Origin of the sequence: Lachnoclostridium sp. An138 (genome assembly GCF_002160765.1) — a bacterium.
Taxonomy (GTDB): domain Bacteria; phylum Bacillota; class Clostridia; order Lachnospirales; family Lachnospiraceae; genus Laedolimicola; species Laedolimicola faecalis.
Genome location: NZ_NFLF01000002.1, coordinates 184004 through 201165 on the forward strand (window position 1 = coordinate 184004; position 17162 = coordinate 201165).

Consider the following 17162-nt stretch of genomic DNA (forward strand, 5'->3'; position numbering starts at 1 on the left):
TCCTTTTAGTTAGGTTGTGCTAACCCATAGGCTTTTTGAAAGCGCCCTTTGGCGCTTACAGTCATTATCATAACAGACCTGAAAAATCTTTTCCGCTCCATTCGGCCTTTTTTATTCCAATCAGACCTTTTTATTAAAATATCCGGGTGCATTTCACTGGCATAAATTCTTCCTAACATTGGGATAAACATCGTATCTTCTACGATGCCAAATTCAGACATGATTTTACCTCACTTTCTTCCCACCAACATTCTTGACTCTCCAAGCATCATCATGGCCGCCCGGCGGCGTGAGCCAAATGCCTCTTTGGCAGTGTCAATAAGGCGCACTTCCTCATATCCCATATCCCGGAGTTTTTGAGCAAACGCCTCCATATCCCCGTACATTCCCGGCTTCATCTCATCGTTGAGGGCAAAGACGCCGCCCTTTTTCAGCACCCGCAGAGTCTCCAGCAGCAATTTCTGTTTATCTGCTCCGGTAATATTGTGATACACATAATTGCTCACCACAACATCAAAAGAGCCATCCGGGAAATCCAGCTTATTGGCATCGCCATGGCAAAAAGTACACCGGTCCCCTGCCCCTTCACTGGCAGCGTTTTTCTCGCAAAGAGCCTGACTGTAGTTGTAAACTGCCGCCCAATAGTCGATTCCAATAACCTTTGTCTCCTGCCATGTGAGTGCTGCCCGGATGGATAATGCCCCGGAGCCGCAGCCTACATCCAGCAGTGTTCCTTTGCCGTCATAATCCATGTGGGACAGGATAGTCTGATGCACCCGTTCCATGATCCTGCCGCCATCAAAGGCATACTGCCGACGAATCCATGTAATCCAGCCAAGGAGCCCCAGAAGCCCGGCCACGATGATCACAAACAGAATACCCAGCGCAAAAATATGGAACACAGCAAATGACAGTACCGCCAGCAGCGCTGCCAGAGCCACCAGCCCGCCCACCATATAAAACACCGGGTTTGACATCCAGCTTCCGTAGTCTTCCCCATGAGTGCCAAGACGGATCGCTTTTTGAGATTTTTCCTGCCGTTCAGACATAACTTCCCTTCTTTCCTCTTTAACAAATTTAATCCCTGTTACTATAGTCTCACCCTTACTACAATAGTCTCATCAATACTACTCCTAGTCCAGCCTGAAGCAAAGCCATCACCGGGCAAAGGAGCAACGGCCACTGGAGCAGATGTTCCGGCAGGGCATAGCTTTTCATCCATGCCTTGAGCTCATAGCCGGAATGCCCCTCGGTTCCGGGAATAATAAACCGCTTCTTGCATTTTTTCTGGATCAGCCAGACATCTAAGAAAAACAGGTCCGCAAAGCCGATCATCATCCACTGGATATAACCGTGCAGCGCCATCCAGCCAAATCCCCGGGTTCCGCCTTCCATCATGCTGACCGAGCCATAAATAATCAGGGGCAGAATTTCTCCGAAACAGATCCAAAGCATATAAAACCGGTTCTCCCCTTTCGTGGGAGGTTCCGGCGCATCCTTAATAATGGATGGAGGATAACAAGGAAACATCAGCCGGGGGTTGTATATCGCCACAGCCGCAGCGAACAGATTAAAATAAGCTGCCATCATAAAACCATCCAAAACCATGCGTATCCAGTTCACTGTCACTCCTCCCCTCCACAATATTCTTATCCAGCTTTACTTTGTATCAAAATCTATCCGCACGATCTGCAAATGCAGCGGGCCATCGGCGATTTTAGCCAGCAGGCGATGGACAGGTTTGACACCGGGTCCTGTCAGTTTCTGATAGCCCTGCATATATCCACGGCTGGAAACCTTTAAATTCTCTGCCCAGCGGTCCAACTCTTCTTTGGCATGTGCCACTGAAAAACAGGCTCCCACCTCCTGAATGTCTGCCTGCTTCACCCATGTTTTCAGCATCAGCTTTACCGCAGTTTTGCCGGCGGCATCAAAAACAAGCCTTCCGCCGGGAAAGCGCCGGGACATAGAAGCAACCATCGTCCGCACTGCCTCTGCCTGAAAATAATAAAACACCCCTGCTGCAAACAGCACCGTTCCATCTTCCGGATCACTGTCAATGGCAGCCATCCATGCAGGATCATTCAAATCCAGCGCCAGATTTTTCTCCCGATCTCCCGCCGAAAGCAGCCGATTCCTCACCTTGATGACATCCGGCAGATCAATGTTATATATTTTACAGCTTCCATTGTCACAGGTCCGTCCAGTGCAGTCCAATCCACAGCCCAGGTTGACCACTGCGGCATTTGGATGGGACAGCAGATAATCCCTTACCTCCCATACCATATCCTTCTGCCGCATCGCAGTCTCCATTGCGCCAAACTCCTGCATCAGTCCGGCTGACCGCCTCTCCAATTCTGAAAAATCATAATCTATGCGTTCCATCAGCCCGGCCGCATTTTCATCCTGAAACAAATGGGGATACCGCTGCGAGCATAACCAACGTCCATACAGCGGGATGACCAGTGTTTCCTGCACCGTATTTTTCTCTATCTTATACTTCTTCATTGCTGCTCCCATGGGATATATCATAATATAAACAGGTTCTATAAATTTATTATAGTTAGCAATAACTAACTTGTCAAGAGATCCCTTTTACGATTTATAAGACGCTGACCATACCGCATTAAAATATTTGTTGATCAATATACATATGACGAGCTTACAGCTCCTAACGCATTTTACAGGCATCGGACTGAGGTGAATCATGCGGTCGGGTTTTATATATCCGGCCGCATTCCTATAGGGCGTAAGTTAGAACCATGCTTTAGCCGATTATTCTATCTTGACCATACAATCGCAGCAACGGCGGATCAGCTCTCTGTCGTGTGTGATCACCAGGATGGTTTTCCCTTTGTCCGCCTCGCCCCGCAGCATATCGGCAATGATACGCATATTTCCCCCGTCCAGACCACTGGTGGGTTCATCAAAGATCAGCACATCACGCCCAGACAGGATTCCGCAGGCCAGGGAGAGGCGCTGCTTCTGCCCTCCGGAAAGGGTGGCCGGATGGACATCTTTATACCCATACAGCCCCAGCTGCTTCAAAAGCTCCCTGGCCCGTTCCAGCCGGGGCTGCGAGCGGTGGTCGCCCAGCAGCAGTTCCTCCGTGACGCTGTTGGTAAAAAACTGTGTGCCGGTATCGTTGGCGCTGTACCAGACCCGCCTGCGCCGCTCTGCGGCGCGCAATTTTTCCCCGCCGATTAGCACGCTGCCGCCGCTCTCTTTCCACAGGCCGGACAGCACCATGGCAAGGCTGGTCTTCCCTGCTCCATTACGTCCAGTCACAGCGGTAATTTCTCCGGCGCAGAATGAAAGGGAGAGACAGTGAAAAATCAGATTGCTTTTTCTTTTGCAGGACAGGCTCTCTGTCCGGATAAAAGCAGCTCCACTGTCCGGCGAAGGCAACATTGGAAAAGAAGACTTCGTAACCTCCCGCAGGCCGCAGTTTTCCCGTTCTCCGACGCTCATGCGCGCCATCTCCGCCGGGCTTTTCTCCCACAGGATACGTCCGCCGTCAAGATACAGGAAACGGTCAGCGATGCCGGAGAGCCATGCCAGCCTATGCTCGGCGATCACCAGGGTACAGCCTTCATCCTTGAGTTTTTTCAGGCCCCCGGCCAGCTGCCCGGCACCCTCGCCGTCCAGGTTGGCGGTTGGCTCGTCGCAGACATAGACGCCGGGGCGCAGGGCATAGACCGAGGCAATCGCCACCCGCTGTTTTTCTCCACTGGAGAGTACGTCCAAACTGCGGCCCCGCAGATGCTCCAGAAAAAAAGTCCGAATGGCAGCATCGGTTCGGCTGCGGATCTCCTCCCGGGCCATCCCGTAGTTTTCACAGGCAAAGGCCACCTCGCCGGCCAGCTCTGAAGAAAAGAACTGGCTTTTCGGGTCCTGGAATACGCTGCCCACCCGGCGGCCGACGGCATATTGCGGCAGCATCTCCAGATGTGTATCGTCGAGGAAAATATGTCCCTCCATGCTGCCGGGATAATAAGCCGGCGCAAGTCCGTTTAAGAGCCGCGTCAGCGTGGTTTTTCCTCCCCCTGACGGACCGGTGAGTACCACGCATTCCCCGTCATGGATGGTCAGGTTGATATCCTTGACACCCTGATCACAATCCACATAGCAAAAGGAGACGTTTTCCATCCGTATCACAACCGCATCCCTCCTATCCACAGAAACAGTACCGTAACAACCGGCCACAGCGCAAGCTGGCACCAGTCCATAGCATCCATCTTTCTCTCATAATAACTGCCCCGCTTCCCCGGGGTTTCCGCTCCCCGGGCCACGGCGGACACGGAAAGCTGGTCGGCAAGCTGCAGACACCGCAGCAGCATGGGCACCAATACATATTCGCAGGAGGCCGCCGGGTGAGTGAGCAGCCGCATCGGCGCTGTCAGTCCCCGGTTGCGCATGGAACGTCCCACGCTCCCCAGTTCCGCCTTCATGGTGGGAAAGAAACGGAACAGCACCAGCAGCCCCAATATCACAGCGGTAGGCATATGAATACGGGAAAGAAAAGCGGCCAGCTCCCCAGGCGGCGTGGTGATGAGATCCCAGCTCACAAGGAACACGGGGGACAGGTTCCAGAACATCAGCACATAAAACTCGGAGAACACCACCATGTGCAGGCCATAATACCGGATCAGATACAGCAGCAGCGCCAGGACACCGTAGAAAAGAGCAAAGCCGCCCAGCAGCCGCCAGTTTTTCTGTACGGCCAAGTAGAGAAATCCCGCCGCTGTGAGTACGCAGGTCAGCACCACATTGCCGGTCAGGGAGATCCCCAGGATGGCCCAGAGCAGCGCCCACAGTTTCACAGGCACAGCCAGATTCCGCCGCTGCATCAGAGGACGCCCGCCTTTTTGAAGTGCTTGCCAATAAGCCTGCCACCAATCAAGCTACCCACAAAGCCGCATACGGTGGTGAACAGGATGATGAACGCCAGCCAGCCCGGAGAGGAGTAATACCGCACGAAGGAGTCGATATAGCTCTGTTCCATGCCGCTTTGCAGGGCAAAGGTCTCATAGGTATCCCAGAAAAACCAGAGAGGCAGCAGATTGACGCCGTTATAGAGCAGGCTGGCCACCGTCCAGGACAGGGTCATCTTCTTTTTGGATTCCCAGCCGTTTTTCCACAGAATGGCCTCGCAGATCACACCGACAAGCATATAATAGGGCAGCAGATACCAGTTGCCCATGATAAGAAACACCAGTCCCAGAATCGTCATGTAGATCAGAGAGACAAACCGCTTATGCACTCGGCTTACCATTAGAAAATACACCGGCGCGCACAGCAGCATCGTGATTCCCACCGACAGCACCATGCTGGCAAAATCATTCACCATGCACACCATATTGATCACCAGCTGGATCAGGATCAGCCCTACGGTAAGCAATACGGTGGTAATTACATCCCTGACCGTCCATTTATTGTTATTTTTCATCTTGATTCTCCTTTCCTTGATCTGCCGGCTTCTCACGGCATTCAGTTACACCCGGAGGGGTGCTTCGTGTGTTGATAAAACGGAAGTTGCAGAGCTCGTCGCCCCTTCCGATGGTCTTGGTCCGGCCCCAGCGGGCGCCGGGAATATCTCCGTACATCACATCATCGCTCTCGCAGAAGATGGGCGTCAGCTCTGGTACCCCGTAGCGGCGGAATACATTGGCGTACAGGCAGGCATGGCAGTCCCACTCGATGGCATGGGCGTCGTTGCGCTTCCATTCAAACTGCCAGCCTTCCAGCCCATACCCCGCTTTCGTAGACGCCGGGCACATGACACGAAACAGCGGGAAGAAAAACGGCAATTTCCCCAAACCCTGAAAGAATTTTGCCATGGGCTTGGAAGCGTTCAGGACGGAGGTACGGATGAGCCGCCTGGCCTCAACGGGCTTCCAGCCCTGTTCCTGCAGCCCCCGGTACATTGCTACAGAGGGCAGAATGCTGCCGGCCATGTGCCGCGCCAGCATCTTATTGGACAGATCGTTTTCTTTGAGAAGGGTATCATATACTCGGAGCACCGCCTGCCTGTCCGCATCGCTATGGATTCCTGCATAGGCTTCTCCCAGACGGCTCTTTTGAAGTTTCTTTTCCAGATTCATGCTTTCTCTAACCTCCATCCCAGGGCCTGTTCCCGCACTTTCACAAAGCGGCGGTACAGGCCATCCTGTTTGATCAGTTCGGTGTGGGCGCCATGCTGAACGATACGGCCTTTGTCCAAAACGATGATCTGGTCGGCGTCTCGGACCGTGGAGAGCCGGTGGGCGATCATCAAAATGGTCTTATCCCTGGTCAGTTCCCTGACAGCTTTTAACAGCTCCCGCTCATTCTTCGGATCCACACTTGCAGTGGCCTCATCCAGGACGATGATGGGAGCGTCTTTCAGGATGGCCCGGGCGATGGAGATCCGCTGGCGCTCCCCGCCGGAAAGGGTGGCGCCGCCCTCTCCCACACGGGTCTGATACCCCTCCGGCAGAGCCTCAATAAAATCGTGGCAGCAGGCTTTCTTTGCCGCTTCTATCACCTCATCCTGCGTAGCGTCTGGACGGCCGAACTTGATGTTGTTTTCAATGGTGTCCTCAAAAAGATAGACATTCTGGAATACAATGGAGAAGTTGCGCAGCAGGCTGTCGCAGGTGTACTCCCGCACATCATGCCCGCCTATGCGGATGCTCCCTTTCCGCACATCCCAGAATCGGGCTGCGAGGCTCACCAGAGTGGTCTTGCCGGAACCGGAGGAGCCTACAATGGCGCAGGTGGTCTTCTCCGGGATGGTCACGCTCACATCATGCAGAACATCCTCCTTGCCATAGGCGAAGGAGACATGACTGATCTCGATGTCAAAACGCTCCGGCTTCAGATCCGTCCCCTGCTCATCCATGACTGGGGTATCCATCACGGCGTCCAGCCGGTCCAGAGACGCCTCGATCCCCCTGGCCACCGAGGCCATGCTGCCCACCATTTCCACGGCAGAGTAAATCATAAAGCTGGATACCAGCAGGAGCAGGCACTTTACCGGCGTAATCCCGCCACCCAGCAGCAAATAGGGGGCAATCACCAGAATGGCGGCCTGCGCCAGCTTGAATACCGTCTGATAGACCCCGGTCAGGGCGGAGAAAGTGCTCTCCAGGGCAATGTTGGCGTCGGCGCTCTCATAAATGGCCTGGTTTACTGCCTTGCCCGAGCGTTCCCCCAGACCAAAGGCTTTTACTACACCCATGCCCTGGATGTACTCCAGGAACGCCGTCACCAGATTGGCCTGAGCAGCCTGCCGCCTCGGTGCAAGGCGTTTGGCCGCCTTCTGCATGACGGCGTAGACCAGCATGGCGAGGATTAGTCCTATGAACATGGCAATTCCGATACGCCACTCATAAAAGAGCAGCCACACACCGATGACCAGGGCATGGATGAAACCACCCGCCACCTGCTCCAGGATTGTGACCGCATTGTTCTCCACATCCGAGAGCGTGGTGGTCACGGCGGCGGTAATGTCTCCCAGACGGTTTTCGTTGAAATAGCCCATAGGAACCCGCTTCATGCGCTCTCCGATTTCAAGACGCTTTTCGGCGCACATGGAAAAGCTGCCCAGGGTGCGCCTGCCGGCGGACAAATTGTTAAACACGATACGTCCCAGGATGCCGATTACCATGACAGCAAGAGACATCCAGATCGCCTGTGCCGGCATGGCGCCGCCGTCGGCGAAGGCCAGTAGTCCGGTGAGTACCGTAAGGATAGCCAGAATGGGCAGCATTTGGAATACAGAGTCCACTAAAGTGAACACAAAGGAAAGCAGCAGAGAATTGCGCTCTTTGCCGGAAAAATCCAACAACCGTTTCATCAGTTTGATCATTGCAAATCCCCCTCTCCTGTATCTTTGGCACTGATATGCGCGTTCCAGAGCTCCCAGTATAGCGGGCAGTCCTCCAGAAACTCCTCATGGGTCCCTAAAGCCTCCACCTGTCCATAGTTCAGCACCACGATCCGGTCCGCGTGGACAATGGTAGAGAGCCGGTGGGCAATGACGATCAGAGTTTTACCCTGTATCAGCTGGTTGATAGATGCCTGGATTACCGCCTCGTTCTCGGGGTCATTGAAGGCCGTCGCCTCGTCCAGGACGACCACGGGACTGTCCTTCAAAATAGCCCGGGCGATGGCGATGCGCTGCCGCTCGCCCCCGGAGAGACTGCCGCCGCCGTCCCCTACCAGGGTGTCATAGCCCTGCGGCAGGGCCGCAATGAAGTCGTGGCAGCTGGCCAGTCTCGCGGCGGCAAAGACCTCCTCATCTGTGGCGTCCGGCCTCCCCAGCCGGATGTTTTCTTTTACCGTCAGATGAAACAGGAAATTGTCTTGGGAGACGTAAGCCACCGTGTCCATGACCTGGGAGAGGGGGATGTTCCGAACATCCACGCCGCCCAGCTCCACCGCCCCGCTGTCAGCCTCCCAGAAGGATGCGATGAGCCGGGCAACTGTAGATTTCCCCGAGCCGGAGGGCCCCACGATGGCGGTCATCCCGCCCGGCACCACATTGAAGCTCACACGGTGCAGCACCTCCTGATCCCCGTAGCCAAAGGAGACATCCCGCAGGGAGATATTACTGCTATCCAGCCGCACCGGCTGGGCAGGGCGGTGCAGTTCTTCCGCCTCCAAAAGCCCGGCGATCTCCCTGACGGTGGAGTCCACCATGGCCAGGCTGTCCGTATACCGCAGGGCCTGGATCAGCGGTGACACCAAACCCAGGGCCAGAATCACACAGGTGATCAGGACAGGGGCGGTTATGCTCCCCCGCTGAAAGAGCCATGCCCCCAGAGGCAGAACCCCCAGCAGGCAGGAAGGCATGATGGCGATGCCGGCAATATAAAAACCATTGGTCTGCCGAAACCAGGTGGCCTTGGCCGCCTGGTTCTCCTTTACGGCGTCCGTATATTTGGCATAGGAGGCAGTTCCCTGATTGAACGCCTTGATGACTTCAATGCCGCCGATGTACTCCACGATGGCGGCGTCCATGTTCTTGCCGGCGTCCAGAACCCGGTTGTATCGGATCTCGTAATCCTTCATCATTCCCATATAGCAGACAAGGCCGATGGGAATCGTGATCAGGGAGATCAGAGCCATGCGCCAGTCCAGTACAAGAAGATAGGCCAGCATAAAAATGGGGACCAAGATATTTGCGGTGAGTTCCGGGATCATGTGAGCCAGGGGCAGTTCCAGTTTTTCCACCGTATCCACCAGCATGGTCTTAAACTTGCCCGATGGCGTGTCGAGGATATACCCCATGGGAACCCGGGCAAGTTTTCCCGTCAGTTCCGTTCGGATATTTTTCAGAATGGTAAAGGCGCTGCGGTGGCTGAGCATGGTGGAGGCCGTTCCAAACCAGGTACTCCCCAGATAACCCAGAAGGGCGATAAGAACCCAAAGGGCGATGGGAGCCAGCTTATACTGCCGGCCGCAAACCAAAATGACGATCCGTGACACTGCAAAATACGGGACTATACCACAAAATGCACCCGCCACCGCCAGCAGAACGGACAGAACCATCTTCCCTCTGCATTGAGCGGCAAAGCGCAGGATCCAGTGAAATGCGCTGTTCTTTTTCTGTTTCATTTGCCTCTCCTTTCATTTGTTTTTCGTGTGTTTTATGGCATCCAGTAAAAACCGGGGATGTTTCATTGTTTCTGAGACATAAATTTGAGAATCACCAGGTAATAGATCCATCATCGTAAGTTAGCATATGCTAACCGTTTGGCAAAAAGTTAAGGCTCACTTGAGCCTTAAAAGCCCATCCCAGCCACAGTTGAAAAAGGTGGCCAATTCTTCAATATAGCTCATAGCCCGTTCGCGGGTCATGTCGTGGACCACCGTCTCAAATACAGCGGTGAAATAGGCGCTGGTGATGAGATGATGCAGTTCATGGCTGATATGCCCTTCTATCTTGCCTCTCTGCTCCAGCTCATTATAGTAGCGTTCCGTCTGGCTGACCTCAAGCTCCACCAGTTCGTGAACATAATTTTCATATCTCGTTCCGGCAGAACAACAAAGGATCAGCTTGAAAGCGTCGAAATGATCGTATATATACCCGAGAAAATACCGCAGATACTCTGTGGACAGCTTTCTGCTGTCGATGATCCGTTCTGCCGGAATCAGGTCAAAGTGGGCCTCCTGAGCCGCCTTGAACTGTTCCACAAGTCCGTCCGCCGTTTCCGATACCAATGCGTCAAAGAGCGCGGCTTTATCCGGGTAATATCCGTAAAATGCCCCCTGGGTAAACCCAGCCTCTTTGACAATGCCCCGTAGAGAAGCGTCCTTGAATCCTTTGGCGAGAAATTCCCTTTTCCCAATTTCAAGTATCTTTCGCTGTGTTTCTGTATACTCTTCCATGTACTCACCTGCCTTGCGATCTTGTCTCAGCACGTTATTATATCAGTGATATATATCACTGATATAATAACGTATCTGACCTTCTTTGTCAATAGCCCGGAAAACTTTCATACCAGGCAAACCTCAAACATAACTACATTTCCGAAGAGAGCAGATTTCCTTCTTTCGTTCCCTTCCATCCCTTTTTCAAATATACGGTTCCTGTCAAAGCGGCTGCGATACTGGCAACGACATGACTGACTAAAACAGCGAACCAGATTCTATTAAGGCCCAAATTCAAATAGGACAGCAAATAGGCAAGGGGCATCCTTACGATAATGTAGTAAAAAATCATCAAAAACATACTTTTAGAGGGTTTTCCCAAACCATTAAGTGACCCCAGATAACAGTTTGTGACCGTATTCAAAATATACCCAATGCCGACAATCAGAAAATAAGTGCCTACAATCTCTGCCACTTCATCGCTTCTCACAAACAGTCCGGAAAGCTGTCTGGAAAAACTGACAACCAACACCGAAAGAATCACCAGCAGGCCGCAGCCATATTTCAGACCGCATTTCAGATAATCTCTTGCCCTGTCATACCGGTTTCCACCGATACACTGGCCAATAATCGTTGTCAGGACCATATTCAGAGCCATGGCCGGATAAAAAACAATGATCTCCAATTTCCCTGTTACCCCATAAGCCGCAATGGCTGTGATGCTGTATGTACTGACAAGGGCCGTAAGAAACGTGGTGCTGATTGCCGGTATGCTTTGCTGGACCACAGAAGGAACGGCTTTCTGAATCAGCAGCCATATATCCGCTTTATCAAAGCTGGAAAGTTTAAATGCAAACAGTTTCTTCTTTTTAATGTAAACCAGCATAAATACAAGGCAGATGCCCTCTGACAATACCGTGGCTATAGCCGCGCCGTTGAATCCGATAAAATGAATGAAAACAGGGTCAAGAATCGCGTTTAATAGGGTTGTCGCCAGCATCGCAATGGCCTGAAACATAGAGTTTCCAAAACTGCGCAGCACCGCAGCGAAATAACAGTATAAATAAATTGCCAGATAACCTAATACATAAATGGATAAATAGCTGTATGCCATATCATAAGTTTCCGCCGGAGTATTTAAAACATTTAAGATCGTCGGAAGCAGAATCTCCAATATGACAGTCACTCCAACAGAAAAGACGACAGCCACACAAAAAGAAGTGGCGATTAAACTTTCCGTTCGTTTTTCATTTTTTGAACCAATGGCCTGGGAAAGCAAAATGGATACACCGTTTGTTGCTCCCATGGCAACGGAGGTCAAAATTAAAATAATCGGTGTGGAATTTGTCAAGGCAGCATACGCGGTTTCTCCCAGTAAGTTGCCGATCCAAAGGCTGTCCACCAGATTATACATCATATTCAAAAACATGGCTGCAACCATTGGCAGCGCCATTGCCAGCAGACAATGCCTTGTATTGCCGCCGATAAAATCAATTTTCTTCATCATCATTCTTCCTTTCTACTCTAACAGACTTCACAGGTTCAAAATGTAATTATTATTATTGAATGAACATTATTCATTTATAGGCTATTAAAATTCCCCTACTGGGGAGCAGGGGGTTTTTAAAGATGGAGCGCGTAAATCAGGAATTTACGAATCCGGTTTGCTTTTTCCTTCTGTTCCATACCATCGTCCAACAAAATACCAAGCTGCCCATAAATGCAGAACATTGCCGCTGTTTTCAAGTCCTCAAGCTGGAGCTCTCCATTTTCCCGGGCTTTCTGCAGCATTTTTTCGATCACTGGTACAAGTTTTTCACAGGTTTTTAGAGAAAGCTGGTTATGGAACTTTTTGTTTTGCGGGCCATGAAAGACGGCGTAATATTTTGTATTTTGATCTTCTACATTCAACGGCATCTCCTCAATAAACTGTTTTAATGGCATATGTGTGTTTTCAGCCATCTCAGCAAACTGGGATACCAATATGTCCGCATACTGCTCTATCGCGCTGTCAAACAATACTTCTTTGGACGGAAAATAACGGTAGCAAAGTCCCTGAGATACTCCGATGGATTTGGCAATATCCGTAATCGTGATTTTTTCATAGCCCTTCTCACCAAACAGTTTAAGGGCAGCATCAAAGATCTCCTGTCTGCGCTCTTCCGGCTCTTTCGTAATCCGCATGCCTCGTTCCTCCTTTCTTCCATGATACCATACCGCTTCCATAAATTCAATGAGTGAATATCAGTCATTTTATTCCCATTGAAACACAAGCCGTATGACCTACCTGCTCCCATGATATATCATGGAAACATTCGGACAGCAGGGAAACCATTTCCTCTTTTGAATAAATTTTTACGTCGCCTTCTTTGCTATGACGCATATAAAAATTCATAATCGTGCGTCCAACCAAGGGCTGCCAGCAATCTCCAATCAAAAATGTACCGCCCGGTTTTAAAACTCTTTGGACTTCTCGAATGACATTCTCCGGAGCAGGATAATGATGGAAGGAATCGTTGCAGTACACAACATCAAAGAAATTGTCCGCAAACGGAAGATGCTCACTGTCTCCAAGGACTAGCTGAACCTTTCCCGACAGTTTGTTCTCAGCAACCGAAAGCATTTTTTCCGATAAGTCAATGCCATACAGCTCTCTCTGATCATCGGACTGCAGCAGCATTTTCATCATCTCTCCTGTCCCACATCCCAAGTCTAAGGCTCTCTGAAACGGAATATGAGCCAACTTATGCAATAGAACAGGATAAAGCGTTCTGGCATGCTGCCCATGGATATCCTCATCATAAGTATCCGCCTGCCGATTGAATGTGGATTTCGATCTTTCTTTTATATCAGCCATCAGCCATGACCTCCTTTCACTTCACAAGTATAGCAGGTTTTTCCGAAATATCAATGAATAATGTTCATTCATTTTCGAAATAATCATCTCATGAAGACAACGTCCGGAAAAATAAACCATTTTACCTTTTCAGACGTTGTTTTCATCTCCCTATCTATTCTTCAGGCAACAGCTCACAAATCGTTACTGCCTGCAGCTGCCTTGCTGTCCCAATTTCTAATTCTTCATAAACATGTTTTAAAAGTCAGAACTTTCACTATTAGTACTTTCTTCCTTATACTTTTCCTTCAGACGGGAAAAAGTTTCACCGCTGACCACATGTTCAATACGGCAGGCATTTTTTCCGCGAGATAGTCCTCCCCGGACACATGAAGTTTCATTGGGATCTCCCTTCGCTATTAGGCCAAGCTCCAACCGGCAGCGTTTTTTCGGATGTTGACAAAGTCCTGATAAATACCGGGCTGCTCCAGAAGTTCCTCATGGGTGCCATGCTGTGCGATTTGGCCGTTGTTAATTACCAGGATTTGATCGGCGTTCTGTATGGTATTCAAGCGATGGGCAATCACCAGCAGGGTCTTACCCTTTACCAGCTCAGAGATGGCCTCCTGAATATAGCTTTCATTGTCGGTGTCTACACTTGCAGTGGCCTCATCCAAAATAACGATGGGTGCATCCTTCAAGATACAGCGAGCAATCGAAATCCGCTGTTTCTCGCCGCCGGAAAGCGTAGCTCCGCCTTCACCCACCACAGTCTGGAACCCGTCAGGCAGAGCCATAACGAAATCATAGCAACGGGCTTTCTTTGCCGCCTCATAGACTTCTTCCTCTGTGGCATCTGGTTTTCCCATACTGATGTTGTTGTAGATGGTATCCTGGAACAAATACACCCGCTGGAATACCATGCTAATCTGATCCATCAGTTCTGCCAGCGGCACATTCCGAATATCCACGCCCCTTATTGCAATACTGCCGGATTTTACATCCCACAACCGGGCCAACAGATTTGCAATGGTGGATTTGCCGCCACCGGAAGGACCGACCAATGCCGTCATGGAATTTTTCTTCATAGCAAAGCTGATATGGTGCAGCACTTCTTTGTCCTGATAACCAAAGGCAACACCATTAAACTGCACTTCCGGCTGACCGGACTGTGCCTGAGCCGGCAGGTGTTGTTTGCCAGTGTCGGGAAGTTCCGGCTCATCCAATACCGCTTCAATGCGCTCCAATGCTGCGTTCATCACGGTCAATCGGGATGCCTCACCGTAGAGTGCTTTCAGCGGTCCAAACAAATCAAATACGAACAGCAGAACACCAAGCACATAGGCCAGGGAAAGGGCGCCGCTCTGCTCCAGAAGAATAGCCAGGCCAAAAATAGCGGCAATACCAATTCCGTAAATGACATTCAGCCCTGTTGTCCAAGGGGTCATGCGCCGCTCAAAAGTGAGAGAAGTATCTCTGGACCGCTTGAAATTTTCTGTCAGTTCCTCAGACTTTTCCCCCAACAGGTTATAACTCTTGATAACACCGATCCCTTCCACAAAGGACAGCACTGCAGCGGTCAGTCGTTCGCTTTGCTCCTGGCGGCCTACGGCCTCCCGCAGAGATACCTTGTTCATTCCTTTTGATACCAGCCATGCTAAAATCGTCACAATGGCGGCGATTAAGCCGAGTTGCCAGTTCAGATAAAACATAAACACCAGGAGAACCAGGGCAGACAGAAGATAGCTCATCATGTTCCCCAAGGTACTCATGGCAACTTCTTCGATAAACATCATGTCGGTGCTAAGAACCGAGCTGATTTTGCCAATATTGCCGGAAGTAAAATATCCCATTGGCAGTTTCCGAAGGTGCCCGCCCAGCTCCATTCGCTTGTCAGCAAACATCAGGTAGCCCGCTGCGCTCTGCAAACTATCGCTGAGATAGTGTACCAACATCTGAACCAACACAGACGCCCCAAGACCAAGCCCCACATAAAGGCAGGTCTGCCCGATCAAAGTTCCGGCCGCAAAACCGCTCAAAACTACAAAGGCCAGAAAGATCGGCATTTTGGACAGAATGGACTCCAGAAAAGTGCATACAACAGCTCCCTGAATCCGCCCTTTATAGCGACCGGACAGTTTCAAAATTCTTGAAAACAGTGCAAACATTTATTTTCCCTCCTTTGCGGTATGGACTTTCCATTCGGCGCTGTCCTGTGCAGCTTTCCATAGTTTTTGATACTCCGGGCAGGACTGGATCAGTTCTTGATGTTTTCCGGCAGCCACCAGATTACCATGATCCATAACGCAAATCTGGTCAGCGTTCATAATTGCAGGCAGCTTGTGAGCGATGACAACCAGGGTCTTACCCTTCACCAATTCTGCAATAGCGGCCTCCATTTTTTCCTCATTCTCTGGATCAGCGTAGGCGGTCGCTTCATCGAGGACAACGATAGGAGCATCTTTTAAGATCGCCCGCGCCAAAGAAATGCGCTGGCGCTGGCCGCCGGAAAGCATTTTCCCGGCATCGCCTGCCATAGAATGAATGCCCTGAGGGAGTTTTTCGAGGAACTCCATGCACTGAGCTTTCTTCGCTGCCTCCATTACTTCCTCGTCTGTTGCGTTCAGCCGACCAAGCCGTATGTTTTCCAACAGAGAAGTATTAAACAGGTATTGATCCTGGGCTACATAGGAAATGCGGCTGTTCAATGCCTCCAGACTCATATCGCAAAGTTTCTGTCCGCCAATGGAAATACTACCTTTTTGCGGGTCATAATAATGGATCAGCAATTTTGCCAAGGTACTCTTGCCGGAACCAGACTCACCTACAAGGGCTGTTTTTTGTCCATCCTTTGCCGTAAAGGAAATATCGTGGAGAACTTCATCCTCCACTACCGCAGGCTTTCCGTCCGGGCCTGGCTGCATGGTTTGGTAGGCAAAAGAAACATGGTCATAAGTAATCGTGTCGTCTTTTCCGTGGAACACATCGCCAGTCTGCTGAAGCTCCGGCGCGTCCAGCACTTGCTCCAGTGCAGAAATCTTATAGTTAAGCTGGGGCATAGTAGGCAGAAATCCCAGCGATTTGAGTAACGGCATACCGATACTCAAGGATAGGCACAGCACCAAAATCAGATCTGGCAGGGCCGACCAACCAGAGAGAACAAACCAAGCTCCTAATGGCAGAGTCAGAATAACAGTACAAGGCAACAAGCTGCTGTAAATCGCCATCCAGGGCCACGCCGCTTTATACCAGGCCAGTGTATAGTCACGATAATCAGATACATCCCTGCGGAATCGCTCATAGGAATCCGCGTCCTTATTGAACACCTTGACAACTTCCATGCCATTGATGTACTCGATAATGGTGTTGTTCATCTTCTGGCCAGCCATATAGTACGGCCCCATTTTCTTCATACCAACGGAGTACATGGTTTTCATAGCAATCAGGCTGATAGGGATAGAGGCCAGCGACAAAAGCGCCAGTTTCCAGTCCACAAAAAACATGGCCACATAGACTGCAATGGGAACCATCAGATTTGCGATACCCTCCGGCATGGAGTGAGCCAACAGGACCTCCAAACTATCTACATCATCCACAAACAGTTTTTTGACAGTGCCAGTGCCTTTATCCTGAATCACACCCAGCGGCAGCTTTTCAAATCGTTTCTGCAAGGCGGTCCGCAGACGGAGCAGGGTATCATAAGCTGCCTTGTGTGAAATGTTCAACCCCCAGCCATAGAGAATCGCTTGCAGCACCAGGCATACCAGCACTAACACAACCCGCAGAATGATAAATGAAGCGTTGATTGTCTCCCCCATGACTAATGGCGCAATTACCTGGTAAGCCAGCACAAATGGAAGAACCCCCATTAGAACGCTGATCAGTACAACCGCCGTGGCCGCATAAAGCCCCTTTTTGTGAGGCCCCGAATATTCAAATACTTTTTGGAACATAAGTCTAACCTCCC

At 50.8% G+C, this 17162-nt stretch carries 16 protein-coding genes; all 16 read right to left on the minus strand.

Annotation, left to right across the window (positions count from 1 at the left end):
• Nucleotides 1-5: 5 nt before the first annotated feature.
• The 16 genes from B5E82_RS18390 to B5E82_RS02670 all read right to left on the minus strand — a co-directional run bounded on the left by B5E82_RS18390 (nucleotide 6) and on the right by B5E82_RS02670 (nucleotide 17148).
• On the minus strand, nucleotides 6-221 hold the full coding sequence (locus B5E82_RS18390) for a hypothetical protein (protein ID WP_087305845.1): 216 nt from the start codon (nucleotides 219-221) through the stop codon (nucleotides 6-8).
• Nucleotides 222-230: 9 nt separating this feature from the next.
• Complete coding sequence (locus tag B5E82_RS02595) at nucleotides 231-1049, minus strand: class I SAM-dependent methyltransferase (protein WP_087305846.1); 819 nt, start codon at nucleotides 1047-1049, stop codon at nucleotides 231-233.
• Between the two features lie 58 nt (nucleotides 1050-1107).
• Nucleotides 1108-1623, minus strand: coding sequence for a hypothetical protein (locus B5E82_RS02600; RefSeq protein ID WP_087305939.1), 516 nt, complete (start codon nucleotides 1621-1623; stop codon nucleotides 1108-1110).
• A 36-nt stretch (nucleotides 1624-1659) separates the two neighbouring features.
• Entirely contained in the window at nucleotides 1660-2508 is an 849-nt protein-coding gene (locus B5E82_RS02605; RefSeq protein ID WP_087305847.1) for a class I SAM-dependent methyltransferase, read from the minus strand.
• Nucleotides 2509-2775: 267 nt separating this feature from the next.
• A complete protein-coding gene (locus B5E82_RS02610) occupies nucleotides 2776-4149 on the minus strand; it encodes an ABC transporter ATP-binding protein (RefSeq protein ID WP_330398235.1) in 1374 nt (457 codons plus the stop codon).
• 5 nt (nucleotides 4150-4154) lie between these two features.
• Complete coding sequence (locus B5E82_RS02615; protein WP_087305849.1) at nucleotides 4155-4850, minus strand: energy-coupling factor transporter transmembrane component T family protein; 696 nt, start codon at nucleotides 4848-4850, stop codon at nucleotides 4155-4157.
• Nucleotides 4850-5449 carry an MptD family putative ECF transporter S component gene (locus B5E82_RS02620; RefSeq protein WP_087305850.1) on the minus strand — a complete coding sequence of 200 codons (600 nt, stop codon included), beginning with the start codon at nucleotides 5447-5449 and terminating at the stop codon, nucleotides 4850-4852. The genes B5E82_RS02615 and B5E82_RS02620 overlap by 1 nt, the downstream gene beginning before the upstream one ends.
• Nucleotides 5439-6104, minus strand: coding sequence for an L-2-amino-thiazoline-4-carboxylic acid hydrolase (locus tag B5E82_RS02625; protein WP_087305851.1), 666 nt, complete (start codon nucleotides 6102-6104; stop codon nucleotides 5439-5441). Before B5E82_RS02625 ends, B5E82_RS02620 begins: the two co-directional genes overlap by 11 nt.
• A complete protein-coding gene (locus tag B5E82_RS02630) occupies nucleotides 6101-7852 on the minus strand; it encodes an ABC transporter ATP-binding protein (protein WP_087305852.1) in 1752 nt (583 codons plus the stop codon). Before B5E82_RS02630 ends, B5E82_RS02625 begins: the two co-directional genes overlap by 4 nt.
• Nucleotides 7849-9603, minus strand: a complete 1755-nt coding sequence (locus B5E82_RS02635) for an ABC transporter ATP-binding protein (RefSeq protein ID WP_087305853.1) — start codon at nucleotides 9601-9603, stop codon at nucleotides 7849-7851. The genes B5E82_RS02630 and B5E82_RS02635 overlap by 4 nt, the downstream gene beginning before the upstream one ends.
• A gap of 156 nt (nucleotides 9604-9759) precedes the next feature.
• Complete coding sequence (locus tag B5E82_RS02640; RefSeq protein ID WP_087305854.1) at nucleotides 9760-10377, minus strand: TetR/AcrR family transcriptional regulator; 618 nt, start codon at nucleotides 10375-10377, stop codon at nucleotides 9760-9762.
• Between the two features lie 133 nt (nucleotides 10378-10510).
• Nucleotides 10511-11863, minus strand: a complete 1353-nt coding sequence (locus B5E82_RS02645) for an MATE family efflux transporter (RefSeq protein WP_330398222.1) — start codon at nucleotides 11861-11863, stop codon at nucleotides 10511-10513.
• Between the two features lie 119 nt (nucleotides 11864-11982).
• Entirely contained in the window at nucleotides 11983-12543 is a 561-nt protein-coding gene (locus tag B5E82_RS02650) for a TetR/AcrR family transcriptional regulator (protein WP_087305856.1), read from the minus strand.
• A gap of 64 nt (nucleotides 12544-12607) precedes the next feature.
• Nucleotides 12608-13216 (minus strand): class I SAM-dependent methyltransferase, encoded by a 609-nt coding sequence (locus B5E82_RS02655; protein ID WP_087305857.1) that lies wholly within the window; start codon nucleotides 13214-13216, stop codon nucleotides 12608-12610.
• A 398-nt stretch (nucleotides 13217-13614) separates the two neighbouring features.
• On the minus strand, nucleotides 13615-15363 hold the full coding sequence (locus B5E82_RS02665; protein WP_087305859.1) for an ABC transporter ATP-binding protein: 1749 nt from the start codon (nucleotides 15361-15363) through the stop codon (nucleotides 13615-13617).
• Nucleotides 15364-17148: an ABC transporter ATP-binding protein gene (locus tag B5E82_RS02670; protein WP_087305860.1), complete on the minus strand. Its 1785-nt coding sequence runs from the start codon at nucleotides 17146-17148 to the stop codon at nucleotides 15364-15366.
• Between the last annotated feature and the right edge of the window lie 14 nt (nucleotides 17149-17162).